We start from the raw sequence: 25,660 nt of genomic DNA, 5'->3' as shown, positions 1-25,660 counted from the left end.
TCGGGATCGCCCTGTCAGTGGGTCAAGTGGGCTATTGGGCATCCGTTCGGCCTATTGATGAGATCGCATTCGGCGCACTGGTCTGCACAGGGGGCGCGCGCGGCGCACATTCCGGGGCGTCGCGCTACCAATACGTGAACTCTGCGGAACAGATCCATTTCCGGTTGCTCATCCACTCCGGACAAAGCCCGAAACTACTGTCGTACCGCTGCGAAAACCCCGTCCCCGATGCGAGGATGACCGAAGGTCGTCGGTGCTGCGGGGACGCCTCCCGTCACCGTGAAGCAGCACGTCCGAATCCGTTTCGCGTTGATCGTTCCCCTTCTTCCTTAACCCGTTCGGCGCTCACCGCGCGGTGACGCGTGTCCTCGCCCTCGGTCGACTCGTTCACGGGTGGACCGGGCCGCCAGGGGCGTGCCCCTGGCGGCGTGCGCCGGGACGCGCACGGGCTCCGGGGTGCCCCGCCACCGGCGCGGCGGGCGCCGGGCAGGTTGCCGGGGACAACGGCGCGGGCAGGATTCCGGTCGCACGTCCTCCCCACCCAGCAGTCCTCCCGGTACTCCCCTGGCCCGACCCCCCGGCCCGCGGGAGCTGCCGCCGATCTCGGGCAGGAGTTTGGCATGCACGGCGACACGCGGGACCAGTCCACACCGGTGGCCGAAACCCTCGACGCAGCGGTCGCGGAATCCACCGGACGGATGGATTCTGACACTCGGACAGACCCGGCGATGCCGTCGCCCAGGGCGTCCGTGGCGGTCGGTACCGAATCCTCCGAAGCCACAGCACAGCCCTCCGCAGCAGCCCGACAACCCGGGGCCGAGGAGGGCCGGAGCGCGGCACCGCGCAGGCGCACCACCACCACGCGCCGCACCGCCGCCACCGCGACGCCCACCACCCGACGGGCCGCCGACCCCGAGGCCGCCGCCTCGACCGCTCCCGCCGCGAAGGCCGCTGCCCGCAAGGGTGGCGCGAAGAGCAGCACCGCCGCGAAGAGCGGCACCACCAGGAGCAGCACCGCCAAGACCGCCACCAAGCCCTCCGCCCGCAAGACGACAGAGAGCGACACCGTGATCGGCCGCATCCCCGTCCTGGACGTCAGCCCCCTCGTCGACGCCGGCCGCCGCCCGGCCAAGGCCGTCGTCGGCGAGACCTTCCCGGTGACCGCGACCGTCTTCCGGGAGGGCCACGATGCCGTCAACGCCAACGTGGTGCTGCGCGACCCGCGCGGCCGCAGCGGCCCGTGGACGCCGATGCGCGAGCTCGCCGAGGGCACCGACCGCTGGGGCGCGCACGTCACCCCGACCGCGCCCGGCCGCTGGTCGTACCTGGTGGAGGCGTGGAGCGACCCGATCGCCACCTGGCGCAAGGCCGCCTCGATCAAACTGCCGGCCGGGATCGACACCGCGCTGGTGCTGGAGGAGGGCGCCCGACTGCTGGAGCAGGCCGCCGCCGGTGTGCCGAAGAAGGAGGGCCGGGCGCACGTGCTGGCCGCCGCCGACGCGCTGCGCGACCCGGGGCTGCCGCCGCTGTCCCGGCTGGCCGCCGCGCTCGCCCCCGAGGTGCTGGAGCTGCTGGCCCGTTACCCGCTGCGCGAGCTGCTCAGCGCCTCCCGTCCGCTGCCGCTGCAGGTGGACCGGGAGCGCGCGCTGTTCGGCTCCTGGTACGAGTTCTTCCCCCGTTCGGAGGGCGCGGTGGTGGACCCGAACGGGGTCGAGCCGCCGCGTTCGGGCACCCTGCGCAGCGCCGCCGAGCGGCTGCCGGCGGTGGCCGCGATGGACTTCGACGTGGTCTACCTGCCGCCGGTCCACCCGATCGGACGAGCCTTCCGCAAGGGCCCGGACAACACTCTGACGGCCGGTCCGCACGACGTCGGCTCGCCCTGGGCGATCGGCTCCCCCGAGGGCGGCCACGACGCGGTCCACCCGGACCTCGGCACCATCGAGGACTTCGACCACTTCGTCGCCGAGGCCCGGGCGCTGAACCTGGAGGTGGCGCTGGACTTCGCCCTCCAGTGCTCCCCCGACCACCCGTGGGTGAACAAGCACCCGGAATGGTTCAGCCACCGCGCGGACGGCACCATCGCGTACGCCGAGAACCCGCCGAAGAAGTACCAGGACATCTATCCGATCAACTTCGATCAGGACATGGATGGAATCGTCAAGGAAACCATCCGGATCCTCCAGTTCTGGATGTCCCACGGCGTCAGGATCTTCCGGGTCGACAACCCCCACACCAAGCCGGTGATGTTCTGGGAGAAGGTGCTCGGCGACATCGCCCGCACCGACCCGGATGTCGTGTTCCTGGCGGAGGCGTTCACCCGCCCGGCGATGATGCACACCCTCGCGAAGATCGGTTTCCACCAGTCGTACACGTACTTCACCTGGCGCAACACCAAGACCGAACTCACCGACTACCTCACCGAACTCACCGGTGACGCGGCGGCCCACATGCGCCCCAACTTCTTCGCCAACACCCCGGACATCCTGCACTCCTTCCTGCAGCACGGCGGCCGCGCCGCCTTCGCGCTCCGCGCCGTGCTCGCCGCCACCCTCTCCCCCAGCTACGGCGTCTACGCCGGCTACGAGCTGTTCGAGGACGAGCCGGCCCACCCGGGCTCCGAGGAGTACCTGCACTCGGAGAAGTACGAGCTGCGCCCGCGCGACTGGAACCGCACCGACACCCTCGCCCCGCTGCTCACCGTGCTGAACCGGCTGCGCCGGCGCCACCCCGCCCTGCAGCAGCTGCGCGACCTGCGCTTCCACCCCACCGACAACGAGCAGGTGCTCGCCTACTCCAAGACCGCGACCACCCCCGAGGGCCTGACCGACCACGTGATCACGGTGGTCAACCTCGACCCGCACCACGTCCAGGAGGCCACCGTCAGCCTCGACGGCGACGGCCCGTACATGGTGCACGACGAGCTCACCGGCGCCGCCTACACCTGGGGCCGGCACAACTACGTCCGGCTCGACCCCTCAGCCGAGCCGGCTCACCTCCTCACGGTTCGGAGGAACCCAGCGTGACAGTGAACGAGCCCGTCCCCGACACCTTCCCCGAGACCTCGAAGAAGAACCTGGACCCCGAGTGGTTCAAGCGTGCGGTCTTCTACGAGGTGCTGGTGCGGTCCTTCCAGGACAGCAACGGCGACGGGGTCGGGGACCTCAAGGGGCTCACGGCCAAGCTCGACTACCTCCAGTGGCTCGGCATCGACTGCCTCTGGCTCCCGCCGTTCTTCGCCTCGCCGCTGCGCGACGGCGGGTACGACGTGGCCGACTACAAGTCGGTGCTACCGGAGTTCGGCGACCTCGCCGACTTCATGGAGTTCGTCGACGCCGCGCACGCCCGCGGCATGCGCGTGATCATCGACTTCGTCATGAACCACACCAGCGACCAGCACCCGTGGTTCCAGGCCTCCCGCGAGGACCCGGACGGGCCGTACGGCGACTTCTACATGTGGGCCGACGACGACAAGCAGTACCCGGACGCCCGGATCATCTTCGTCGACACCGAGACCTCCAACTGGACCTACGACCCGGTCCGCAAGCAGTACTACTGGCACCGGTTCTTCTCACACCAACCGGACCTCAACTACGACAACCCCAGGGTCCAGGACGAGATGATCGCCGGCCTGCGGTTCTGGCTCGACCTCGGCATCGACGGCTTCCGACTGGACGCGGTGCCGTACCTGTTCGCCCGCGAGGGCACCAACTGCGAGAACCTGCCGGAGACCCACGAGTTCCTCAAGCGGCTCCGCAAGGAGATCGACGCCGACTACCCGGACACCGTGCTGCTCGCCGAGGCCAACCAGTGGCCGGAGGACGTCGTCGACTACTTCGGCGACTTCGCCGGGGGCGGCGACGAGTGCCACATGGCGTTCCACTTCCCGGTGATGCCGCGGATCTTCATGGCGGTGCGCCGGGAGTCCCGCTACCCGGTGTCCGAGGTCCTCGCCAAGACCCCGCAGATCCCGGGCGGCTGCCAGTGGGGCATCTTCCTGCGCAACCACGACGAGCTGACCCTGGAGATGGTCACCGACGAGGAGCGCGACTACATGTACGCGGAGTACGCCAAGGACCCCCGGATGCGCGCCAACGTGGGCATCCGCCGCCGGCTCGCCCCGCTGCTGGAGAACGACCGCAACCAGATCGAGCTGTTCACCGCCCTCCTGCTCTCCCTGCCCGGCTCGCCGGTGCTCTACTACGGGGACGAGATCGGCATGGGCGACAACATCTGGCTGGGCGACCGGGACGGCGTGCGCACGCCGATGCAGTGGACCCCGGACCGCAACGCGGGTTTCTCCTCCGCCGACCCGGGCAGGCTCAGTCTGCCGCCCATCATGGACCCGGTGTACGGCTATCAGGTGACCAACGTCGAAGCGCAGCAGAGCAGTTCGAGTTCGCTGCTGCACTGGACGCGTCGCATGATCGAGATCCGCAAGCTCAATCCGGCGTTCGGCCTCGGCACCTACACCGAACTGCCGTCCAGCAACCCCGCCGTGCTGGCCTTCGTGCGCGAGTACGAGGGGGACCTGGTCATGTGCGTGAACAACTTCTCGCGGTTCGCGCAGCCGACCGAGCTGGACCTGCGGCGGTACGGCGGGCGGTACCCGGTCGAGCTGATCGGCGGGGTGCGCTTCCCGTCGATCGGTGAGTGGCCCTACCTGCTCACGCTGGCCGGGCACGGCTTCTACTGGTTCCAGCTCCGGCAGCCCCCGCGCCTGAGCGGGACCAGGCGCTCGAAGTAACGATCCGCCACGCCCCGCCGCACACCGGTCCACACAGCACCACCAGACCCTCCGGGGGCGCGAGTTGAACCCCCGCGCCCCCGGAGTTCTCTGCACCGCCGCGTACGGAGAACAGCCCAACGGCCACCCACACGAAGGCGTGACACCCGAGCCGTGCTCGGGTGTCGCGACCGCCGCGCCGCTGAAATCCGGAAGACTGACGGACCCGGCCACGACCCGTCGGGCAGTCCGCGTGCTTCCGGGGAAAGGGAGTCATGTCCGAAACCTCCCGTTCTCAAGCCCATGTGCAGCACGACGCCCCGGCCGGTTCCGCCGCGCCGGCGGGCGCGCGGGGCACCGGGGTCCGGAGAACCGCCCTGGGGGTCAGCGAGCTCGTCCAGGCGGCCCTGCCGCTGATCGCCGAGTGGCTCCCCACCCAGCGCTGGTACGCCGGGAAGGGACGGCCCATCACCGGGCTCACCCCGGTGGTCGGAACCCCGCTACAGGTCGGCGACCCGGCCCTGCTGCACCTGCTGCTGCGGGTCGAGCACGCCACCACGGTCGGCGCCCCGCACGGCGACATCTACCAACTCCTGCTCGGCATCCGCTCACAGGGCCCCGCGGACATCGAACCCAGCGCGGTGCTCGGCCGGCTCAGCCAGGGCCCGTACGACGGCGCCTCGCTCTACGACGCGGTGCACGACCCCGAGCTCACCGGCCGGCTGCTGGAACACCTGGCCACCGGCGACCGCTTCGGCTCGCTCTCCTTCCGCCGCACCCCCGGTTCCGGACTGCCCGCCAACCTCCCCGGCCGCGCCTCCACCGCCGAGCAGTCCAACAGCTCGGTCATCTACGGCACCTCGTACATCCTCAAGCTGTTCCGGCGTATCCACCCCGGCACCAACCCCGACCTGGAGCTCTCGCTCGCCCTCTCCCGGGCCGGCTCCACCCGCATCCCCCGGGTCGCCGCCTGGTTCGAGAGCCGGATGGAACGCGCCGAGCCCGCGACCCTCGGGCTGCTCCAGCGCTACCTGCCGGACGCCGAGGACGGCTGGGAGCTCGCCCTCGACCAGGTCGGCCGGCTCAAGGGCGACCGTTCCCCCGGCAACTTCGCCATCGAGGCGCACCGGCTCGGCCGGGCCACCGCCGAGGTGCACCGGGTGCTGGCCCGCTCGATGCCGGTCGCCCGGCTCGACCGCACCCAGACCGGCCGGCTCGCCACCGCGATGGCCGACCGGCTGGACAGCGCGGTCGCCGCCGTCCCCGGGCTGCTGCGGTTCCGGGCCGCGCTGCGCACCGCCTTCCAGCAGCTCGCCGACGCCCACCCGGACGGCCTGCCGGTCCAGCGCATCCACGGCGACCTGCACCTCGGGCAGGCCATGCGCACCCCGCACGGCTGGGTGCTGCTGGACTTCGAGGGCGAGCCGGCCAAGTCCGTCAACGAGCGCCGCGAGCCGCAGCCCGCCCTGCGCGACGTCGCCGCGATGCTGCGCTCCTTCGACTACGCGGCCGCCCACCTGCTGGCCGGCGGCCCGGTCGACCCGGAGCTGGCCCACCTCGCCGCCGCCTGGGCCCAGCGCAACCGCACCGCCTTCTGCGCCGGCTACACCGCCGGGGGCGGCGCCGACCCGGCCGCCTCGCCGGAGCTGATGCGGGCGCTGGAGATCGACAAGGCGGTGTACGAGGTGGTCTACGAGGCCCGGCACCGGCCCAGCTGGCTGCCGATCCCGCTGGCCGCGATCAACCGGCTCGCCCTCTCCGTCTGACCCCGCGCTCCCCCCGCCCCGCCCGAAGTCCACCCAGCCCCGCCGTACGCCCACCCCCCGCCGCAGGAGGACCACGCCGTGACGCCGCTCGACCCGACCGGCCGCCCCACCCGCCCCGCTCCGGCCACCTCCCCGGCCGGGGCCTCCGCTCCCTCGGATGCTCCAGCGGACGCCTCCGTCGGGGCACTGCGCCTCCCCGAGGCGCCGCTGCCGCCGGCCGAGGTGGACCGGTTGGTGGGCGGGCAGCACCACGACCCGCACGCGCTGCTCGGCGCGCACCCGGTGCACGGCGGGACGGCGATCCGGGTGCTGCGCCCGTTCGCCGAGCGGGTGGTGGTGGAGACCGCCCAGGGCCCGGCCGAACTCACCCACCAGCAGGGCGGGTTGTTCACCGGCCTGCTGGCGGGCGGCGAACTCCCGGACTACACCCTGCTGGTGACCTACCCCGGCGGCGAGCCGCTGCGTCAGTACGACGGCTACCGCACCGCGCCCACCCTCGGCGAGCTCGACCTGCACCTGATCGCCGAGGGTCGGCACGAGCAGCTGTGGCGGGCGCTCGGCTCGCACGTGCGCACCGTCGGCGGCGTCACCGGCACCGCCTTCGCGGTCTGGGCGCCTAACGCCGCCGGGGTCCGGCTGATCGGCGACTTCAACCACTGGGACGGCACCGGGCACCCGATGCGCTCGCTCGGCTCCTCCGGGGTCTGGGAGCTGTTCGTCCCCGGCCTCGCCGAGGGCGCCACGTACAAGTACGAGATCCACACCCGGCAGGGCTGGGTGCTCGACAAGGCCGACCCGCTGGCCCGGGCCGCCCAGTGCCCGCCCGGCACCGCCTCGGTGGTCACCTCCTCCGACCACCGGTGGCAGGACGGCGAGTGGATGGCCCGCCGGGCCCGCGCGCACCACCGCGCGCCGATGTCGGTGTACGAGCTGCACCTGGCCTCCTGGCGGCCCGAGCTCACCACCTACCGCGAGATCGCCGAGGAACTGCCGGGCTACCTCAAGGAGTTGAACTTCACCCACGTGGAGCTCATGCCGGTGATGGAGCACCCCTTCGGCGGCTCCTGGGGCTACCAGGTCTCCGGCTACTACGCCCCCACCGCCCGGCTCGGCGGCCCCGACGACTTCCGGTACCTGGTGGACACCCTGCACCAGCACGGCATCGGCGTGATCGTCGACTGGGTGCCCGCGCACTTCCCCAAGGACGACTTCGCGCTCGCCCGCTTCGACGGCGAGCCGCTGTACGAGCCGGCCGACCCGCTGCGCGCCGAGCACCCGGACTGGGGGACGCTGGAGTTCGACTACGGCCGCAAGGAGGTGCGCAACTTCCTGGTCGCCAACGCCGTCTACTGGTGCGAGGAGTTCCACGTCGACGGCCTGCGGGTGGACGCGGTCGCCTCGATGCTCTACCTCGACTACTCCCGCGAGAGCGGCGCCTGGACGCCCAACCAGTACGGCGGCCGGGAGAACCCGGACGCGGCCGCGTTCCTGCAGGAGATGAACGCCACCGTCTACCGCCGCTGCCCCGGCGTGATCACCGTCGCCGAGGAGTCCACCGCCTGGGACGGCGTCACCCGCCCCACCGACGCCGGCGGCCTGGGCTTCGGACTGAAGTGGAACATGGGCTGGATGCACGACTCGCTGGTCTACATGTCCAAGGAGCCGGTGCACCGCAAGTACCACCACAACGAGATCACCTTCTCGATGGTGTACGCCTACTCCGAGAACTACATCCTGCCGATCTCGCACGACGAGGTCGTCCACGGCAAGCAGGCCCTGGTCTCCAAGATGCCCGGCGACTGGTGGCAGAAGCGCGCCAACCACCGCGCCTACCTGGGCTTCATGTGGTCCCACCCGGGCAAGCAACTGCTGTTCATGGGGCAGGAGTTCGCCCAGGGCGGGGAGTGGGAACACGAGCAGGGCCCGCAGTGGTGGGTGCTCGACGAGCAGTGGCCGGCCCATCAGGACCACCTGGGCGTGCGCCGACTGGTCCGCGACCTCAACCGGATCTACCGGGACACCCCCGCCCTCTGGGAGCTCGACACCACCCCGGACGGCTTCCGCTGGCTCGACGGCGGCGCCGCCGAGGACAACCTGCTCTCCTTCGTTCGGTACGCCGCCGACGGCACCCCGCTGGTCGCCGTCTGCAACTTCTCCCCGGTGGTCCGGCACGGCCACCGGGTCGGCCTGCCCGCCCTGGGCGGACGCGAGCAACTCTGGGAGGAGGTGCTGAACACCGACGCCGAGACCTACGGCGGCAGCGGCGTCGGCAACTCCCACCCGGTCAAGGCCGACTCCGCCGAGTGGAACGGCCAGCCCCGCTCCGCCGAACTGGTCCTGCCCCCGCTCGCCACTCTCTGGCTCCGCCCGGCCTGAGCCTCTAGGCTCCCCGCCTGAGACTGATCGTCGGCAGGCGGGGGGCTTGCTCGTGTCGGAGTGGACGGTACTCGGGTGGGTCTACCTGCTGGTGCCCGTCGCCTGCTGGGCAGCGGTGGTTCGCACCCGGGCGCTCGGGGCCGCGGTATTCGGCATCCTCGCGGGCCTGGCCACCGTCCTGGTCGGCCTGGAGCGCGAGTGGTTCTTCACCCGCGCCACGGCCGAAGTGGAGGCCGGGTACCCGTTCGCGGCGGGCCTGGTGATCCTGGCCGGCGTGCTGGGCGAGCGGCGGCTGCGCGGCCCGCGGCCGGAGAAGGGGGGCGTGAACCCCGTCGTCGGCGCCGCCGTCGCGATCTGCGCCCATGCCCTGGTCGGGACGGCCATCACGTTCCTCTATCAACTCGTCGCCTACGACGCCTTCTTCCCGAGTCTCGCCGAGGTGCCGCTGCCACCCGGGCTGACCATCGAGCACGCCACCGGCACCAAGGGCGGCTGCGGCTCGAACTACTGCTCCCGGACCCTCACGATCGGCAGCACCACCGGCCTGTCGGCCGACCAGGTGGAGGCCCGCCTGCGGGCCGCGCTCGCCGCCGACGGCTGGACCCCCGGCCGCAACGGCGCCCTCGTGCATCCGCACGACTGGCTGGTGGACCGGCGCGTGTCGGAGGTCTTCGTCAGCGGGAGGACGGTGGAGCTGTCCGGCTCGGAGCTCGTCAGCGCCCAGCCCTGAGGTCCACCGCCCCGCCTCCCGGCGTGACCTTCGCCCCTTGCCTCCCTTGTCCGACTCTGCTCGCGGACGGCCGTACGGGGTGCGAAGGTATGGTCGATATGACCACCTTCCGAGACGACGGGACGGAGACACCCACGTGGCGCGCAGCGTGTACGTGACCGGTATCGACCGGGGGGACGGCCGGCAGGCGGTCGAACTCGGGGTCATGGAACTGCTCACCCGCCAGGTGGACCGCGTCGGGGTGTTCCGCCCGCTGGTGCACGCGGACGCCCCCGGCGAGCCGGGCTCGGACCACGTGGTCGAACTGCTGCGCGGCCGGTACCGGATCGAGCTGCCCGGCCCCGAGCTGTACGGGCTCACCTACGAGGAGGCCGCCGCGCTGCAGGCCGCCCAGGGGCAGGACGAGCTGGTCTCCACCCTGGTCGACCGCTTCCGCGCGCTGGAGCGGCGCTGCCAGGCGGTGCTGGTGCTCGGCACCGACTTCGCCGACACCAACATCCCGGACGAACTGGCCTTCAACGCCCGCCTCGCCAACGAGTTCGGCGCCGCCGTGTTGCCGGTGGTCGGCGGCCAGGGCAAGGACCCGGAGGCCGTGATCGCCGAGGTCCGCAACGCCCACCGGGCCTACACCGACCTCGGCTGCGAGACCCTGGCGATGATCGCCAACCGGACCGCGCCGAGCGCCAAGCAGCGGATCCAGCGCACCCTCACCGAGAAGCTGCCGATCCCCGCCTACGTCATCCCGGAGGAGCCGGCCCTGGCCGCGCCGACCGTCGCCCAGCTGGTCGAGGCGACCGGCGCCGACGTGCTGCTCGGCGACGCCGCCGGCCTGGCCCGGGACGTGCGCGGCTTCGTGTTCGGCGGCGCCATGCTGCCCACCTTCCTGGACGCGCTGACCGAGGGCGCCCTGGTGGTCACCCCCGGGGACCGCGCCGACCTGGTGATCGGCTCGCTGGCCGCCCACGCGGCCGGCGCCCCGCCGATCGCCGGCGTGCTGCTGACCCTCGGCCAGCACCCCGGCCCGAACGTGATGGCGCTCGCCGCCCGGCTCGCCCCCGGCACCCCCGTCGCGGTCGTCCCCGAGGGCAGCTGGCCCACCGCCGCCACCCTGACCCACCTGGAGGGCAAGCTCACCGCGGCCAGCCCCCGGAAGGCCGAGATCGCCCTCGGCCTGTTCGAACTGCACGTCGACACTGCCGAGTTGACGAACCGGATCGAGGTCGGCCGGTCCGAGCGGGTCACCCCGATGATGTTCGAGCACGAGCTGCTGGAGCGCGCCCGGGCCGGCCGCCGGCACGTCGTACTGCCCGAGGGCGCTGAGGAGCGGGTGCTGCGCGCGGCCGAGATCCTGCTGCGCCGCAACATCTGCGACCTCACCCTGCTCGGCGAGGTCGACGCGGTGCGCCGCAAGGCGGCGAGCCTGGGCATCGACCTCCCGCAGGAAGAGCCGGGCGCCGACCGCGCCCAGGTCCACCTCGTCGACCCGACCACCAGCCCGCTGCGCCGGCAGTTCGCCGAGCTGTACGCCCGGCTGCGCGCCCACAAGGGGATGACCGTCGAACTGGCCCTGGACGTGGTCACCGACGTCTCCTACTTCGGCACCCTGATGGTCCAGGAGGGCATCGCCGACGGCATGGTCTCCGGCGCGGTGCACTCCACCGCGGCGACCATCCGGCCCGCCTTCGAGGTGATCAAGACCTCGCCGGGCGCCTCGATCGTCTCCTCCGTCTTCTTCATGTGCCTGGCCGACAAGGTCCTGGTGTACGGCGACTGCGCGGTCAACCCCGACCCGGACGCCCAGCAGCTGGCCGACATCGCGATCCAGTCCGCCGCCACCGCCGCCCAGTTCGGGGTGGAGCCGCGGATCGCGATGCTCTCGTACTCCACCGGCACCTCCGGCTCGGGCGCGGACGTCGACAAGGTCCGCAAGGCCACCGAGCTGGTCCGCGAGCTGCGCCCGGACATCCTGGTCGAGGGCCCGATCCAGTACGACGCGGCGGTGGACGAGCACGTCGCCGCCACCAAGCTGCCGGGCTCGCCGGTGGCCGGGCGGGCGACCGTGCTGATCTTCCCGGACCTCAACACCGGCAACAACACCTACAAGGCCGTCCAGCGCTCGGCCGGCGCGGTGGCGGTCGGCCCGGTGCTGCAGGGGCTGCGCAAGCCCGTCAACGACCTCTCGCGCGGGGCGCTGGTGCAGGACATCGTCAACACCGTCGCGATCACCGCCATCCAGTCGCAGGACCACAAGGAGCCGAGCGCATGAGCGAGCGCAGCATGGGGGTCCCCCGGCCGGAGGCTGGGGGAGAATCATCAGAAGGTGCGTGTTCCGCGAAGCGACCGCCGAGCGGTGGGGGTACCCCCGGCCGCAGGCTGGGGGAGAGGTGGGCGCATGAGTGAAGGTACGCGCGTTCTCGTGCTGAACGCCGGCTCCTCGTCGGTCAAGTACCAGCTGATCGACATGCTGGACGGCGCCAGGCTGGCCTCCGGGCTGGTCGAGCGGATCGGCGAGTCCAGCGGCCGGCTGGCGCACACCCCGCGCTCGGGCGAGCCGCGCGAGGTGCTGCAGGTCTTCCCGGACCACTCGGCCGCGCTGAAGGCCGTCGCCGAGGAGCTGGCCGCCGACGGCCTCGGGCTGGACTCCCCCGAGCTGGCCGCGATCGGCCACCGGGTGGTGCACGGCGGCAAGCGGTTCACCGAGCCCACCGTGATCACCGACGAGGTGCTCAAGGAGATCCGCCGGCTGATCCCGGTCGCGCCGCTGCACAACCCGGCCAATATCACCGGCATCGAGGTGGCCCGCGCGCTGCGGCCCGACCTGCCGCAGGTGGCCGTGTTCGACACCGCCTTCCACTCCTCGATGCCCGAGTACTCGGCCCGGTACGCGATCGACAAGGCCGTCGCCGACGAGCACCGGGTGCGCCGCTACGGCTTCCACGGCACCTCGCACCAGTACGTCTCGCGGGCCACCGCGCGGCTGCTCGGCAAGGACCCGGCCGAGGTCAACGTGATCGTGCTGCACCTGGGCAACGGCGCCTCCGCCTCGGCGGTCAGCGGCGGGCGCTGCATGGACACCTCGATGGGCCTGACCCCGCTGGAGGGCCTGGTCATGGGCACCCGTTCGGGTGACATCGACGCCGGCGTGGTGTTCCACCTGCACCGGGTCGGCGGGCTGTCCGTCGACGAGATCGACGACCTGCTCAACCGCCGCAGCGGCCTGCGCGGCCTGTGCGGCGAGAACGACATGCGCGAGATCATGCGCCGCGCCGACGCGGGGGACGCGGACGCCCGGCTCGCCTTCGACGCCTACATCCACCGGCTGCGCAAGTACATCGGCGGCTACTACGCGGTGCTCGGCCGGGTGGACGCGATCGCGTTCACCGCGGGCGTCGGGGAGAACGCGGCGCCGGTGCGCGCGGCGGCCACCGCGGGACTGGACGAGCTGGGCATCGCCGTGGACCCCGAGCTGAACTCGGTGCGCTCCGGCGAGCCCCGGATCATCTCCCCCGCGTTCGCCCGGGTGGCGGTCGCGGTGGTGCCCACCGACGAGGAGCTGGAGATCGCCCGACAGGCCTTCGCCCTGGTGCACCGGGAGGGTGGGCGGTCCGGGAGCGGGCAGTCCGAGGACTGACACATCGTCGTCTCACTCCTCGGAATCCTTCGTCGGCGATTCCCCGCGATTCGTGCCGAATGCACCTATAACACGAACGGATAGACTGACCCATATGCGCCGAGCGAAAATTGTCTGCACCCTGGGTCCGGCGACGGACTCCTACGAACAGCTGAAGGCCATCGTCGAGGCGGGCATGAACGTCGCCCGCCTGAACATGAGCCACGGCAACCACGCGGACCACGAGGAGCGGTACCGAAAGGTCCGCCAGGTCTCGGAGGACACCGGCAAGGCCATCGGCGTCCTGGCCGACCTCCAGGGTCCCAAGATCCGTCTGGCGACCTTCGCCAACGGTCCGGTGACCGTCGACAACGGCGACGAGTTCACCATCACCACCGAGGACGTCCCCGGTGACCAGCACATCTGCGGTACCACCTACAAGGGCCTGCCCGGCGACGTGAAGCCCGGCGACCCGATCCTGATCAACGACGGCGTCATCGCCCTGGAGGTCGTCAGCGTCGACGGCCCGCGGGTGAAGACCGTGGTGGTCGAGGGCGGCGTGCTCTCGAACAACAAGGGCATCAACCTGCCCGGCGCGGCCGTGAACGTGCCCGCCCTGTCCGAGAAGGACAAGGAGGACCTGCGCTTCGCGCTGCGTCTGGGCGTCGACATGGTCGCCCTGTCCTTCGTCCGCAACGCGGACGACATCAAGGACGTCCACGAGGTCATGGACGAGGTCGGCATCCGGGTGCCGGTCATCGCCAAGATCGAGAAGCCGCAGGCCGTCGAGGCCATGGAGGAGATCGTCCTCGCCTTCGACGCCATCATGGTCGCCCGCGGCGACCTGGCCGTCGAGTACCCGCTGGAGCGGGTGCCGCTGGTCCAGAAGCAGCTGATCACCCTGGCCCGCCGCAACGCCAAGCCGGTCATCGTCGCCACCCAGATGATGGAGTCGATGATCCACGCCTCGCGCCCGACCCGCGCCGAGGTCTCCGACGTCGCCAACGCCATCCTGGACGGCACCGACGCGGTGATGCTCTCCGCCGAGTCCAGCGTCGGCAAGTACCCGGTCGAGACCGTCCGCACCATGAGCCGGATCTGCGAGAAGGCCGAGGAGGAGCTGGTCTCCCAGGGCCTCCAGCCGCTCAACCCGGGCCGCAAGCCGCGCACCCAGGGCGGCTCGGTCGCCCGCGCCGCGTGCGAGCTGGGCGACTTCCTGAACGGCAAGGCGCTGATCGCGTTCACCAAGTCCGGTGACACCGCGCGTCGGCTGTCCCGCTACCGCTCGCCGATCCCGGTGATCGCGTTCACCCCGGACGCGGCCACCCGCAACCAGCTCTCGCTGAGCTGGGGCGTCGAGTCGTACGTCACCGAGCAGGTGGCCACCACCGACGCGATGGTCGCGCAGGTCGACCGTGAGCTGCTGAAGATGGGCCAGCTGACCGCGGGCGACACCGTCATCGTCACCGCCGGCGTCCCGGTCGGCATCCCCGGCACCACCAACATGGTGCAGGTGCACCGCCTGGGCAGCCACGGCGAGTGACGCCCAGGTAGTACGAACGCCGGTGGGGCGGTCCTCCTTCACGGGAGGGCCGCCCCATCGGCGTTACGGCGTCGACTACTTGTCGCTGTAGGGCGCGTTGTCGTTGAACATGTGCATCCCGGGGATGTGCAGGGTGCCGCCGAACTGGCCGGCCTGCTTGGCGGTGACCTGGGTCAGCTCCAGGTCCAGCGGGATCGGGATGGCGCCGATCAGGTCGTACAGCCAGCGCGGCAGGGTGTCCGGGGTGAGGGTGATCTCGCCCAGATCGATCGGGATCGGCAGGCCGAGCACCTTGGACAGGTGGCCGGAGAGCCGCTCCACGTACATGGTGACCGGGCCGTTGCGCATGGTCGAGGTCGAGCCCGGCGCGCCCTGGACGTGGAAGGTGACGCCATTGCCCTCCAGAGTCGACATGTCGAGATTGTCGATGTCCACGCTGTCGACCACGAACTTCAGCACCCGCTTGGTGCCGGTCGGGGTCTTCACGTCGTAGACGCCGTGGAAGACCGAGCCGTGCAGGGCCAGGCGGCTGGTCTGCAGTGTCCAGTTCTGCTCCGGGACGACATGTCCGGAGGAGGCCGCGCCGGCGGTCAGACTCCGGGTGTCCACCGTGCAGTTGGGGTTCGCGGTAGGCGAGGCGGACGGCGTACCGGAGGCGCTCCCGCTCGGCGTCGGGGTCGCCGAGGCGCCCGCCGAGGGGGTCGCGGACGGGGCTGTCGTGGAGCCGGCCTTGCCGGTCGGCGCGGCGGCGGCCGGCGAGGGCTGGCCGCCCGAGGACTGCCCGGCGGGCGGCGCGGCCTGCTGGGCACCGGCGGCCGGGGCCTGCGGCTGGGCGGGCTGCGCCGGAGTGCCGACCCGCGGGGCCGGGGCGGCCGGGGCCTGGGTGGCGGTCGGCGCGGGGGTGGCGGTCGGCGTGGCACTCGGTGCCGGGCTGGCCGAACCGCCCGGGTTCAGCAGGTGGTTGACGCCGCCGACGATGTCGTCGATCAGACCGGCCTGGCTCGCGGTGGCCGTCCCGGTGCCGGTGCCCTGGTAGACCGCGCTCACCGCGCCCGCGCCGGTGGTGTCGGCGGAGCGCACCACGGGCGGCTTCACCGGCGAGGTGGGCGTCGTGGCGGCCGGCGGCTTCACCGGCGAGGTGGTCGGCGCGGTCGTCGGCGCCTGGGTGGGCACCGAGCTCGGTCCGGTCGAGGGCACGGCGGTCGCCCCGGAGGCCGGGGCCCCGGTGGGCGTAGCGGACGGGCCGGGCGGCGGCTCGGGCAGCTCGCTCTTGGGGACCGGCGTCTCGATCGGCGCGACGTCCGGGACGGCGGCGGGCGCGGTGGGGCAGGGCTTGCCCGCCGCGGACTCGGCGACCGCCGGGTTGGGCGTGTAGGCGGCGGCCATCAGCAGCGCCGTCGGCACCGCGGCCATCGCCAGCGCGCGGCCTCTCAGCCGGACCCGGACCGGCGTGCGGGGCGCCGCGTGCCGGCCGGAGCGCTGCGTGGGGACGGCCGCGCCCTCTGCTTGCTCGGCCGACCCGGTCACCGCGCCTCCTCCTGGTCCCCGGCACCGCCCTGCTGCGGGACGGCGGCCTCGGCGGCGGGCTCGGCCGCCGCGGGCTCCTCGGGCCCGCCCTGGGCAGGCAGCTTCGCGGTGGGCGCCTCGGCGGCCTCGGCGATCCGGGCCGTGGCGGTCTCTCCCGCGGCGGTGGCGGTCTCGGCGGTGGCGGTCTCGGCCGTGGCGACGCTCTCCGCCACCGCGTCGTCACCCGCCTTCTCGGCCCGGCGCACGCGCCGCCCCTTGACCGACTCGGCCTTCGGCTCCGGCAGCGGCGCCCAGGAGACCATCAGTCCGCCGCCGATCAGGCCCGGCAGCAGCGCCATCCCGAAGCCCGCGAGGTTGGAGACCGGGATCGACACCAGGGTCAGCAGGATGGTCGCGATGCCGCCGAAGACCCGCACGGCGGGCTGGAACCAGGCGGTCACGCCGAGGATGATCATCAGCACCCCGATGATCAGCGACCCGGCGCCCGCCGTGGTGGACATCGCGATGGTCAGCCCGCCGAACGACAGGTGCGCGTACGGGAAGTAGAGGATCGGGACGCCGGCGATCATGGCCAGCAGGCCGCCCCAGAAGGGCCTGGTGCGGCGGAATTCACGGAAGTGCCGCCAGAGCCACCCGACGGGGTTCTGCTGACGGGGCCGCGTCTCGACCGTTGCGCTGGACATGGTGCAACTCCTCGACGTCGCTACGAGGGAAGAACAAAAAAGGAGGGTGGGCCGGGTACGGCGGTCGCCCGCCGCCCCCGGCCCCAGGTGGATCCGTCGCCCCGGCGCGCCCGGAGGCGTGCCGTCAGACTCGGTCCGGAATGTCAGACGAGGCTCAGAAGCACTCGTTGCCCGCGCCGTCGCCGCTCTTCAGCGCGAGGCTCAGGCCGTTCAGCTTGAACGTGCCGGCCGAGGTGGCCCGCGCGGTCTGCTGAACGCTGCTCAGGTCGGCCTTCTGGGCGGACTGGGCGAAGCCGGTCGGACCGGACGGCAGACCCGCGCCGCCGCCCGCCTTGGTGACGCCCGGGTGCGGGGCCCAGCCCTGGGTGGCCGTGCCGGAGAGGGTGGAGGCGTCCTGACCGATGTTGATGTTGGTGAAGGTCGCGTCCGCCTTCAGCTGCTCAAGGTCGATCAGCAGGTTGTCGGCCTGAACCGGCTTGCCCGCCTCGGTGCCGGCGTGCAGCTGCAGGGTGATCTTGCCCAGGCCGAACCCGGACAGGTCGGTCACCACCGACTGGCACAGGTTGGTGATGTCGGCGTGGTCGAAGGCCGAGACCGCGACCGGGTGCGGCTTGCCGTTCGCCTCGATGTCGACGGAACCGAACTGGGCGAAGTTGGTGCCGTGCAGCTGGTCGGTGCTGACCTTGAACTGCTGGCCGGAAATGCTGAACGAGGCGGCGAGCGCGCTGTTGGCGATCGAGACGCCGACCATCGCGGTGGCCGCGACGCTCGGCACCATCACCAGGGCGAAGCGCTTCCAGCGGGTCTTGCCGTAGGTCTTGGACATGCGAGTCCTCCTTCTAGGACGTACATCTCCGGCTCCCCGGCGGCGCGTCCCGCGCCGGTGGGGGCCTGGGATGGGAGAGAGCTACGTCCTCGGTAGCGGAGAGCGCCTTGGGCGTCGTCGGACGCGGGAGCGGCCGGCGCTATGCGGCACTCCCGTCCCGAAACCGGCCGTCCTTGCGGGACGACGGGTCGGACCGACGACATCGGCGATCACCCCCGAGCGACAACCAGCGACCGCGCAGGGCCGCGCGGCCGGTCGAGGACAGGAACCGCCGTGGGACCGCGGATACCCCCCTGCCCTCCCTACCGCCGGCCGGGGCCGGCGGATCACCCGGTGGGGATCCCGCGCTCCGCGTTGGCCGACCGGCTGTCGGAGGGTGTGGAGTCTGGGACCGGGCGTGGCCGATCGTGCTTGAATCCCGGGCGAAGCACAAGGGGTGCCTTACTGACGGGTAATGCAACATCGAGTGACGTTGATCATGAAAACGTCCGAAATTGCACCCTGCGTGACGTCTTGGGGGAAGCATGTCGGCGAAATCCGCCGGAAACACCAATGAAACACCCGTGGGTGGTCACTGAACGTGACCACCCACGGGTGAAATCAAGATTTGGTAAACCTCTGTCCGGTTGACCGGATTGTCGCCAAATCTCCAGCGACACCGCAGGTCATCCGCCGTGCCAGGCACGCAGTGCCAGCACCCCGACCGAACCCGGCGTGAAACGGCCGGAGCCGGGCTCAGAACAGCACGCGCGCCAGCGCCGTCCGGGCCGCGACGACCCGCGGGTCCTCGGCGCCGATCACCTCGAACAGCTCCAGCAGACGCAGCCGGGCGGTGTCCCGGTCCTCGCCGAAGGTCCGGCCGACGGTGTCCACCAGGCGCCCGAAGGCGTCCTCGACATGACCGCCCACCAGGTCCAGGTCGGCCGCCTGCAGCTGGACCTCGACGTTCTTCGGGTCGGCCGCGGCCGCCGCCCGGACGGTCTGCAGGTCCAGGCCCTCGACCCGCCGCAGCAGTTCGGCCTGGGCCAGGCCCAGCTTGGCCTCGGTGTTGCCCGGCTGCTCGGTCAGCACGTTCTTGTACGCCTGGATGGCGCCGCCCAGGTCGCCGGCGTCCAGCGCGTCGTGCGCCGCGGACAGCGCCGGGTCCTCGGGCCGCTGCGGGGCGGCGGCCGGGGCCTCGCCCGGGGCGACCGCGCCGCCGGAGATGCCGAAGCGCTGCTCGGCGACCAGGATCAGCTGGTCCAGCACCTTGCGGATGTTGGCGGCGCTCTCCGCGCCCTGGAACAGCGGCACCAGCTGGCCGGCCACCACGGCCATCACGGCCGGGATGCCCTGGATGCCGAACTGCTGGGCGATCAGCGGGTTGGCGTCCACGTCGATCTTGGCGAGCACGAACTGGCCGGCGTACTCCTCGGCCAGGCCCTCAAGGATCGGGCTGAGCTGCTTGCAGGGGCCGCACCACTCGGCCCAGAAGTCGATGACGACCGGCACCTCGGTGGAGCGCTGGACGACCTCGGCCTCGAAGTCGTCCTCGGTGACGTCGATGACGAGCCGGTAGGCGGCGGACTGGGCGGGGGCGACTCCGGCCGCTTCGGCGGCGCTCGCCTGACGGGCCCGCTCGGCCCGGGCCTGCTCGGCCTTCTGGGCGGCCTCGCCGGCCGCCTTCACTGCGGCGAGGTCGACCGCACCGCGCAGGGCGGAGCTGTTGAGACGCGAATTCCGTGGCTGCATGGCACCATCCTCCCCCGTCCGCGCTGCTCGCGGGCACCAACCTCGGGAAAGTCGCCCCGCGCGGGCTGCGCGGCGACGGGTTCCCGGACGCTGCGCCCCTCCCCCGGTAGCCTGAACCGTTCGGCGCGGATCCCCACCCGCACCCGCGCCGCCCCCGTCCCACGGATGCGGCGCCTGGTTGTCACTGCTTTCGCTACAGGTCGTAGCGTAACTGGAGTCGGTGCCCCGGCCGCAAGCCCAACCGACGGTTCGAGGACGTGACCTGCCCCACTTTCCCGGTCCGCCCGGCTGCCCGAATCGACGAACAGTCGCTACCGTTACCTGCCCCACCCAAGTTACTTACCAGTAAAGCGCAAGGAGACCCGGTGCCGGCCGCCCAGCCCTCCGCGAGCCCGGACAGCACAGTCCGGGGCGGCACAGCCCAGGAGGGGGCGAACGCGTCCCGGGCCAAGGGCCGCCCGCGCAGCGCCGCCGCCGACCTCGCGATCCTCGACGCCACCCGCGAAGCCCTCGCCGAACTCGGCTGGGGCGGCATGACCATGGGCCACGTGGCCACCCGGGCCGGGGTCGCCAAGACCACCCTCTACCGCCGCTGGCCGTCCAAGAACGAGCTCGTGGTGGACGCCGTCGCCAGCCTCTTCGACGAACTCGTGATGCCCGACCTGGGCAACCTGCGGGACGACATCGAGGCCGTGGTCGGCCAGTTCGCCGACCTGCTGGCCCGCCCGGAGACCCAGGCCGCGCTGCTCGCGCTGTTCGCCGAGGGCACCCGCGACCCGCAGCTGCGCCGCCGGATCCGCGAGGCGATCGTGGACCCGCAGAAGCGGCTGGTCCGGCAGGGCCGGGCGGCCGCCCAGGCGCGCGGCGAACTGGAGCCGGACACCGACGCCGAGTCGGCCCACGAGGAGGTCGACATCATCTTCGACACCATCGCCGGCACGGTCGAGCACCGCGTCCTGGTCAGCGGCGAGCCGATCACCCCGGCGTGGACCCGCCGCTTCACCGACCTGCTGCTCGGGCCGCTCACCACCGGCTGAGGGCATGCCGAAGCCGCCGTACGGAACCCCGTACGGCGGCTTCGCCGGCTCACCCGCCGGCTCGGACGGTCAGAACGCCGCGTTCTCCTGGTACGTGCCCCACTCCTGCCGCAGCGCGTTGCAGATCTCGCCGAGGGTCGCCTCGGCGCGCACCGCGTCCAGCATCGGCGGGATCATCGACTCACCCGAGCGGGCCGCCGCCAGCATGGCGTCCAGCCCGGCGCGCACCGCGGCCTCGTCCCGGGCCGCCTTGCGCTCGCCCAGCACGCGCACCTGCTCGCGCTCGACCTCGTGGCTGACCCGCAGGATCTCCAGGTCGGGGGTGACGCTGCGCGGGTGGCAGTTGACGCCGACCACGCGCTTCTCGCCCTTCTCCACCGACTGCTGGTACTGGAAGGCCGCCTCGGCGATCTCGCCGGTGAACCAGCCCTCCTCGATGCCGCGCAGGATGCCGGAGGTGATCGGGCCGATCTCGTGGCCCTCGCGGCCCTTGTCGAGGATCCGCTGGAAGATCGCCTCGGCCTGCTGCTCGATCCGGTCGGTCAGCGCCTCGACGTACCACGAACCGCCCAGCGGGTCGGCCACGTTGGTGACGCCGGTTTCCTCCATCAGCACCTGCTGGGTGCGCAGCGCGATCTCGGCGGCCTGCTCGGAGGGCAGCGCCAGGGTCTCGTCCAGCGCGTTGGTGTGCAGCGAGTTGGTGCCGCCGAGCACCGCGGAGAGCGCCTCGACGGCGGTGCGCACCACGTTGTTGTACGGCTGCTGCGCGGTGAGCGAGACGCCGGCGGTCTGGGTGTGGAAGCGCAGCCACTGCGCCTTGTCGGTCTTGGCGCCGAAGCGGTCGCGCATCCAGCGGGCCCAGATCCGGCGCGCGGCGCGGAACTTGGCGATCTCCTCGAAGAAGTCCAGGTGCGCGTCGAAGAAGAAGGACAGACCGGGTGCGAAGACGTCCACGTCCAGGCCGCGGGACAGGCCCAGCTCGACGTAGGCGAAGCCGTCCGCGAGGGTGTACGCCAGCTCCTGCGCGGCCGTCGCCCCGGCCTCGCGGATGTGGTAGCCGGAGACGGACAGCGGCTTGTACGCCGGGATGCCCTTGGCGCAGTGCTCCATCAGGTCGCCGATCAGGCGCAGGTGCGGCTCGGGGGCGAAGAGCCACTCCTTCTGGGCGATGTACTCCTTGAAGATGTCCGTCTGCAGGGTGCCGTTGAGCACCGCCGGGTCCACGCCCTGGCGCTCGGCGGCGACCAGGTACATGCAGAAGATCGGGACGGCCGGGCCGCTGATCGTCATCGAGGTGGTGACCTCGCCGAGCGGGATGCCGTTGAACAGCACCTCCATGTCGGCGGCCGAGTCGATGGCCACGCCGCAGTGACCGACCTCGCCGAGCGACTTGGGGTCGTCGGAGTCGTAGCCCATCAGGGTGGGCATGTCGAAGGCGACCGAGAGGCCGCCGCCGCCCGCGTCCAGGATCATCCGGTAGCGCTCGTTGGTCTGCTGCGCGTTGCCGAAGCCGGCGAACTGGCGGATGGTCCAGGTGCGGCCCCGATAGCCGGTGGGGTGCAGCCCGCGGGTGAACGGGTACTCGCCCGGCCAGCCGATCCGCTCGAAGCCCTCGACGGCCTGCCCGGGGGCGGGTCCGTACACCGGCTCGACCTCGTCGCCGGAGAGGGTGGTGAAGTCCGCGTCCCGCTTGCGGGCCTTGTCGTACCGCTGCTGCCAGCGCTGCCGTCCGCGCTCGATCTCCTCGGCGTCCATGGGCCGAACTCCGCTCCGTACGGCCGCCACGGCACCGGGCGGCACAGCTATTAGGACGTCCTACTAATTTACTCGGACGTCCTAGCAGTTGTCGATGGCAGTCGGCAAGGGGCGCGCACCGACGGACGACCGCCCCGGAAACGCCGAGAGCGCCCCTCCCCCGATCAGGGAAGGAGCGCTCTCGCGGAGCTTCTCGACTCAGACGCCGGCCGGCTGGCGGGCGTCGCCCGCCGGGAGGCGCTCGGCGGCCTCGCGGGCCACCCGGCGCTCGAAGACGAAGGAGAGGAAGGGGATGCAGCCCGCCGCCAGGGTCAGCACCAGCCGGCCGAGCGGCCACTTCAGCTTCTGCCCGAGCAGGAAGGTCACGATGAAGTACCCGATGTAGAGGTAGCCGTGCAGCATCGCGACGTAGGTGGTCACGTCCGCGGCCGTGTCGAAGCCGTACTTCGCCACCATGAAGCCGCAGAACACCAGCAGTGCCACACCGGTCGCAATGGCCAGGCCGCGGTACCAGCCCAGCAGGGGGGTCGCCTTCATACTCTTCCTCGCCTCGCTCGGCAGTTTCGGCCGGTACGCCCGGATCCGCGCACCGCTCCCACGAGGGTAGCCGTCCTCACGGCTGCTCCTTCGCAGCCCCCTCGTCCGGCTCGGCGAAGTCCCCGGCCGCGATCCGCAGCGGCTTGAGGAGCTCGAACACCTGACGGCACTGCTCGGGGCCGTACTCCTCCAGCCCGAACTCCATCGCCATCAGCTCCCGGGTGGCGTCCTCGACCACTTCGCGGCCGCGCCGGGTGATCGAGGCGAGCACCCCGCGGCCGTCCAGCGGGTTGGGGCGGCGGGCGACCAGGCCGGCCCGCTCCAGCCGGTCGACGGTGTTGGTGACGCTCGTCGGGTGGACCATCAGCCGCTCGCCGATCTTGGACAGCGAGAGCTCGCCGGTCCGGCTGAAGGTCAACAGCACCAGCGCCTCGTACCGGGCGAAGGTCAGCCCGTACGGCTTGAGCACCGCGTCGACCCTGGAGAGCAGGATCTGGTGGGCGCGCATGATCGAGGTGATCGCCGCCATCGAGGGCACGGCGCCCCAGCGGCGGGCCCACAGTTCGTCGGCGCGGGCGATCGGGTCGAAGTCGAGTGCGAGGGGCTTGGCCACCTCCTTACCGTACCGGCGGACGGGACGTGTGCTACCAGCCGTCCTGATGGTGGACAAGTGCGACGCGTGGCGGGATCCCGCCAACCGGGCGGCCAGGTCCATACCTGGACATTGCGCCGGTGTGAACGCGCGGCAACAGCGCTACGGCGCAAGGGGGTTGGCCGCCGAAGGTCCCAACACCGCGCTATCAGGCCCCGGTTCGGACCGTAACCCGCTGAAAGTCCGGGTAAAAGGTCCCTTTTGTCCTTCCGTTCACATTCCCCGTCCTTGGCGGGACTTGGCCAATTCATGAAGAAGACCTGTCATTTGATTTGCTCGATTGTCATGCTTTCCGCCAACCCCGTTCGACAGCCACCACCCCCACCCCACAGGTGGCAGCCGCACGACCGCTCGGGGTTCTCGCACGTCAGCGCCCGTTCCGCCCCTCAGGTGCCGACCCCGGCCCCCGGGACGAGGTGCGACCGCGCCCACACGCGGTTTCCCGGAAGGACTCGTCCGTGAAGCGAAAGCTCGCCGCAGTCGCCGTACTCTCCGCCACCGCCCTGCTCACCGGCGTCGTCCAGGTCAGCGCCGCCCAGGCGGATCCCGCCCCGCACGCCCGGGCCACGCAGCAGCGCGCCGACCTGATCGCCCTGGCCAACGGCCAGGCGGGCAAGGTGGCGCACGCCCTGACCCTGGGTGGCCAGGAGCAACTGGTGGCCAAGGACGTCGTGGTGGACGCCGACGGCTCCCGCCACTTCCGCTACGAGCGCACCTTCGCGGGCCTCCCCGTCCTGGGCGGAGACCTGGTGGTGCACCAGAAGGCGGACGGCTCGACCACCGCCGTGGACAAGGCCGTCGGCGCGCAGCTCGCCCTGCCGAGCCTCACCCCGCAGATCCCGGCGGACAAGGCCGCCGCCCAGGCGACCGGCGCCGTGCAGTCCACCGTCGGCATCACCGTCGACGAGGACGAGTCCCCGCTGACCGAGGTGCACCAGGCCGGCAAGGCCGAGCTGGTCGTCTGGGCCACCGACGGCAACCCGCGCCTGGCCTACCGCACCACCGTCGAGGGCCTGCGCGCCGACGGCACCCCGAGCAGCCAGCTGCTGGTCACCGACGCCGCCACCGGCCAGGTGCTCTCCACCCACGAGCAGGTGCAGACCGCCTCCGGCACCGGCAAGGGCGTCTTCGTCGGCACCGTCCCGCTGACCACCACCCAGAGCGGCTCCTCGTACCAGCTGAAGGACGCCACCCGCGGCGGCCAGTCCACCTTCAACCTGAAGAACAGGACCTCCGGCTCCGGCACCCTGGTCGCCAACACCACCGACTCCTTCGGCAACGGCCTGGTCTCCAACCCGGAGTCCGCCGCCGTGGACGCCCAATACGGCGCCGCGGCCACCTGGGACTTCTACAAGAACACCTTCGGCCGCAACGGCATCAAGAACGACGGCGTGGGCGCCACCAGCCGGGTCCACTACGGCTCCAACTACGTCAACGCGTTCTGGAGCGACAGCTGCTTCTGCATGACGTACGGCGACGGCGCGAGCAACACCCACCCGCTGACCGCGCTGGACGTGGCCGGCCACGAGATGACCCACGGCGTCACCTCCGCCACCGCGGGCCTCAACTACTCCGGTGAGTCCGGCGGCCTCAACGAGGCCACCTCGGACATCTTCGGCACCATGGTCGAGTGGTACGCCAACCTGCCCGCCGACAAGCCGGACTACCTGATCGGCGAGCAGATCAACATCAACGGTGACGGCAAGCCGCTGCGCTACATGGACCAGCCGTCCAAGGACGGCCGCTCGGCCGACTACTGGTCCTCCTCGATCGGCGGCCTGGACGTCCACTACTCCTCGGGCGTGGCCAACCACTTCTTCTACCTGCTCGCCGAGGGCAGCGGCGCCAAGAGCATCAACGGCGTCAGCTACAACAGCCCGACCTACAACGGCTCCACCCTCGCCGGCATCGGCCGGGACAAGGCCGCGCAGATCTGGTACAAGGCGCTGACCACCTACTTCACCTCCACCACCAACTACGCGGCGGCCCGCACCGGCACCCTCAAGGCCGCGGCCGACCTGTACGGCGCCTCCAGCGCCGAGTACAACGCCGTCGCCGCCACCTGGAGCGCCGTGAACGTCAACTGACGTACGGCGCACGGCGAGCAGGACGCCCGGGGCCTCATCGGAGGGTAGGCCCCGGGCGTCCACCCGTGCCCGCGCCA

At 71.7% G+C, this 25,660-nt stretch carries 17 protein-coding genes; 10 read left to right on the top strand and 7 right to left on the bottom strand.

Going from position 1 to position 25,660, the window contains the following annotated elements:
* Positions 1 to 1,067: 1,067 nt before the first annotated feature.
* From ACH4E7_RS02215 to pyk, 8 genes are all read left to right on the top strand, one after another.
* The gene (locus ACH4E7_RS02215) at positions 1,068 to 3,023 is read left to right on the top strand and encodes an alpha-1,4-glucan--maltose-1-phosphate maltosyltransferase (protein ID WP_396247152.1); all 1,956 of its coding nucleotides are present in this window, start codon (positions 1,068 to 1,070) and stop codon (positions 3,021 to 3,023) included.
* Entirely contained in the window at positions 3,020 to 4,744 is a 1,725-nt protein-coding gene (gene treS, locus ACH4E7_RS02210; protein WP_396247076.1) for a maltose alpha-D-glucosyltransferase, read from the top strand. Before ACH4E7_RS02215 ends, treS begins: the two co-directional genes overlap by 4 nt.
* Positions 4,745 to 4,998: 254 nt before the next feature.
* Positions 4,999 to 6,489, top strand: a complete 1,491-nt coding sequence (locus ACH4E7_RS02205) for a maltokinase (protein ID WP_396247075.1) — start codon at positions 4,999 to 5,001, stop codon at positions 6,487 to 6,489.
* Positions 6,490 to 6,567: 78 nt separating this feature from the next.
* Positions 6,568 to 8,865: a 1,4-alpha-glucan branching enzyme gene (gene glgB, locus ACH4E7_RS02200; RefSeq protein WP_396247074.1), complete on the top strand. Its 2,298-nt coding sequence runs from the start codon at positions 6,568 to 6,570 to the stop codon at positions 8,863 to 8,865.
* 46 nt (positions 8,866 to 8,911) lie between these two features.
* Complete coding sequence (locus ACH4E7_RS02195; RefSeq protein ID WP_396247073.1) at positions 8,912 to 9,595, top strand: hypothetical protein; 684 nt, start codon at positions 8,912 to 8,914, stop codon at positions 9,593 to 9,595.
* A gap of 136 nt (positions 9,596 to 9,731) precedes the next feature.
* Positions 9,732 to 11,861 (top strand): phosphate acetyltransferase, encoded by a 2,130-nt coding sequence (gene pta, locus ACH4E7_RS02190; RefSeq protein WP_396247072.1) that lies wholly within the window; start codon positions 9,732 to 9,734, stop codon positions 11,859 to 11,861.
* A gap of 126 nt (positions 11,862 to 11,987) precedes the next feature.
* Entirely contained in the window at positions 11,988 to 13,226 is a 1,239-nt protein-coding gene (locus tag ACH4E7_RS02185) for an acetate kinase (protein WP_396247071.1), read from the top strand.
* A gap of 94 nt (positions 13,227 to 13,320) precedes the next feature.
* Positions 13,321 to 14,748, top strand: a complete 1,428-nt coding sequence (gene pyk / locus ACH4E7_RS02180) for a pyruvate kinase (RefSeq protein WP_396247070.1) — start codon at positions 13,321 to 13,323, stop codon at positions 14,746 to 14,748.
* A 75-nt stretch (positions 14,749 to 14,823) separates the two neighbouring features.
* On the opposite strand, the gene ACH4E7_RS02175 is transcribed toward pyk, so the two are convergent.
* The 4 genes from ACH4E7_RS02175 to ACH4E7_RS02160 form a co-directional block, all read right to left on the bottom strand.
* Positions 14,824 to 16,275: a hypothetical protein gene (locus tag ACH4E7_RS02175; RefSeq protein WP_396247069.1), complete on the bottom strand. Its 1,452-nt coding sequence runs from the start codon at positions 16,273 to 16,275 to the stop codon at positions 14,824 to 14,826.
* Positions 16,272 to 16,958, bottom strand: a complete 687-nt coding sequence (locus ACH4E7_RS02170) for a DUF6114 domain-containing protein (RefSeq protein ID WP_396247068.1) — start codon at positions 16,956 to 16,958, stop codon at positions 16,272 to 16,274. Before ACH4E7_RS02170 ends, ACH4E7_RS02175 begins: the two co-directional genes overlap by 4 nt.
* A 154-nt stretch (positions 16,959 to 17,112) precedes the next feature.
* Positions 17,113 to 17,784, bottom strand: a complete 672-nt coding sequence (locus ACH4E7_RS02165) for a DUF6230 family protein (protein ID WP_396247067.1) — start codon at positions 17,782 to 17,784, stop codon at positions 17,113 to 17,115.
* Between the two features lie 735 nt (positions 17,785 to 18,519).
* The gene (locus ACH4E7_RS02160) at positions 18,520 to 19,515 is read right to left on the bottom strand and encodes a tetratricopeptide repeat protein (protein ID WP_396247066.1); all 996 of its coding nucleotides are present in this window, start codon (positions 19,513 to 19,515) and stop codon (positions 18,520 to 18,522) included.
* Positions 19,516 to 19,880: 365 nt separating this feature from the next.
* Between ACH4E7_RS02160 and ACH4E7_RS02155 the strand changes: the two genes are divergently transcribed.
* Positions 19,881 to 20,552 carry a TetR/AcrR family transcriptional regulator gene (locus tag ACH4E7_RS02155; protein ID WP_396247065.1) on the top strand — a complete coding sequence of 224 codons (672 nt, stop codon included), beginning with the start codon at positions 19,881 to 19,883 and terminating at the stop codon, positions 20,550 to 20,552.
* Positions 20,553 to 20,621: 69 nt separating this feature from the next.
* On the opposite strand, the gene ACH4E7_RS02150 is transcribed toward ACH4E7_RS02155, so the two are convergent.
* The 3 genes from ACH4E7_RS02150 to ACH4E7_RS02140 all read right to left on the bottom strand — a co-directional run bounded on the left by ACH4E7_RS02150 (position 20,622) and on the right by ACH4E7_RS02140 (position 23,457).
* Positions 20,622 to 22,307, bottom strand: coding sequence for a methylmalonyl-CoA mutase (locus tag ACH4E7_RS02150; protein WP_396247064.1), 1,686 nt, complete (start codon positions 22,305 to 22,307; stop codon positions 20,622 to 20,624).
* 198 nt (positions 22,308 to 22,505) lie between these two features.
* Positions 22,506 to 22,844: a DUF3817 domain-containing protein gene (locus tag ACH4E7_RS02145; protein WP_355671438.1), complete on the bottom strand. Its 339-nt coding sequence runs from the start codon at positions 22,842 to 22,844 to the stop codon at positions 22,506 to 22,508.
* Positions 22,845 to 22,920: 76 nt separating this feature from the next.
* On the bottom strand, positions 22,921 to 23,457 hold the full coding sequence (locus tag ACH4E7_RS02140; protein WP_396247063.1) for a MarR family winged helix-turn-helix transcriptional regulator: 537 nt from the start codon (positions 23,455 to 23,457) through the stop codon (positions 22,921 to 22,923).
* A gap of 497 nt (positions 23,458 to 23,954) precedes the next feature.
* On the opposite strand from ACH4E7_RS02140, the gene ACH4E7_RS02135 reads away from it, so the two are divergent.
* Complete coding sequence (locus ACH4E7_RS02135) at positions 23,955 to 25,583, top strand: M4 family metallopeptidase (protein ID WP_396247062.1); 1,629 nt, start codon at positions 23,955 to 23,957, stop codon at positions 25,581 to 25,583.
* Positions 25,584 to 25,660 lie beyond the last annotated feature (77 nt).

The organism is Kitasatospora sp. NPDC018058 (assembly GCF_044327205.1).
GTDB lineage: Bacteria > Actinomycetota > Actinomycetes > Streptomycetales > Streptomycetaceae > Kitasatospora.
Note: the sequence above shows the minus strand (reverse complement) of the source record. Positions and strands in the feature narration are given on the sequence as shown.

Excerpts from the sequence above, each read along its gene's own strand:
- ACH4E7_RS02145 (WP_355671438.1), bottom strand. The coding sequence starts at position 22,844 with ATGAAGGCGACCCCCCTGCTGGGCTGGTACCGCGGCCTGGCCATTGCG.
- ACH4E7_RS02150 (WP_396247064.1), bottom strand. The coding sequence starts at position 22,307 with ATGGACGCCGAGGAGATCGAGCGCGGACGGCAGCGCTGGCAGCAGCGG.
- ACH4E7_RS02165 (WP_396247067.1), bottom strand. The coding sequence starts at position 17,784 with ATGTCCAAGACCTACGGCAAGACCCGCTGGAAGCGCTTCGCCCTGGTG.
- ACH4E7_RS02185 (WP_396247071.1), top strand. The coding sequence starts at position 11,988 with ATGAGTGAAGGTACGCGCGTTCTCGTGCTGAACGCCGGCTCCTCGTCG.
- ACH4E7_RS02170 (WP_396247068.1), bottom strand. The coding sequence starts at position 16,958 with ATGTCCAGCGCAACGGTCGAGACGCGGCCCCGTCAGCAGAACCCCGTC.
- ACH4E7_RS02205 (WP_396247075.1), top strand. The coding sequence starts at position 4,999 with ATGTCCGAAACCTCCCGTTCTCAAGCCCATGTGCAGCACGACGCCCCG.
- pyk (WP_396247070.1), top strand. The coding sequence starts at position 13,321 with ATGCGCCGAGCGAAAATTGTCTGCACCCTGGGTCCGGCGACGGACTCC.
- ACH4E7_RS02160 (WP_396247066.1), bottom strand. The coding sequence starts at position 19,515 with ATGCAGCCACGGAATTCGCGTCTCAACAGCTCCGCCCTGCGCGGTGCG.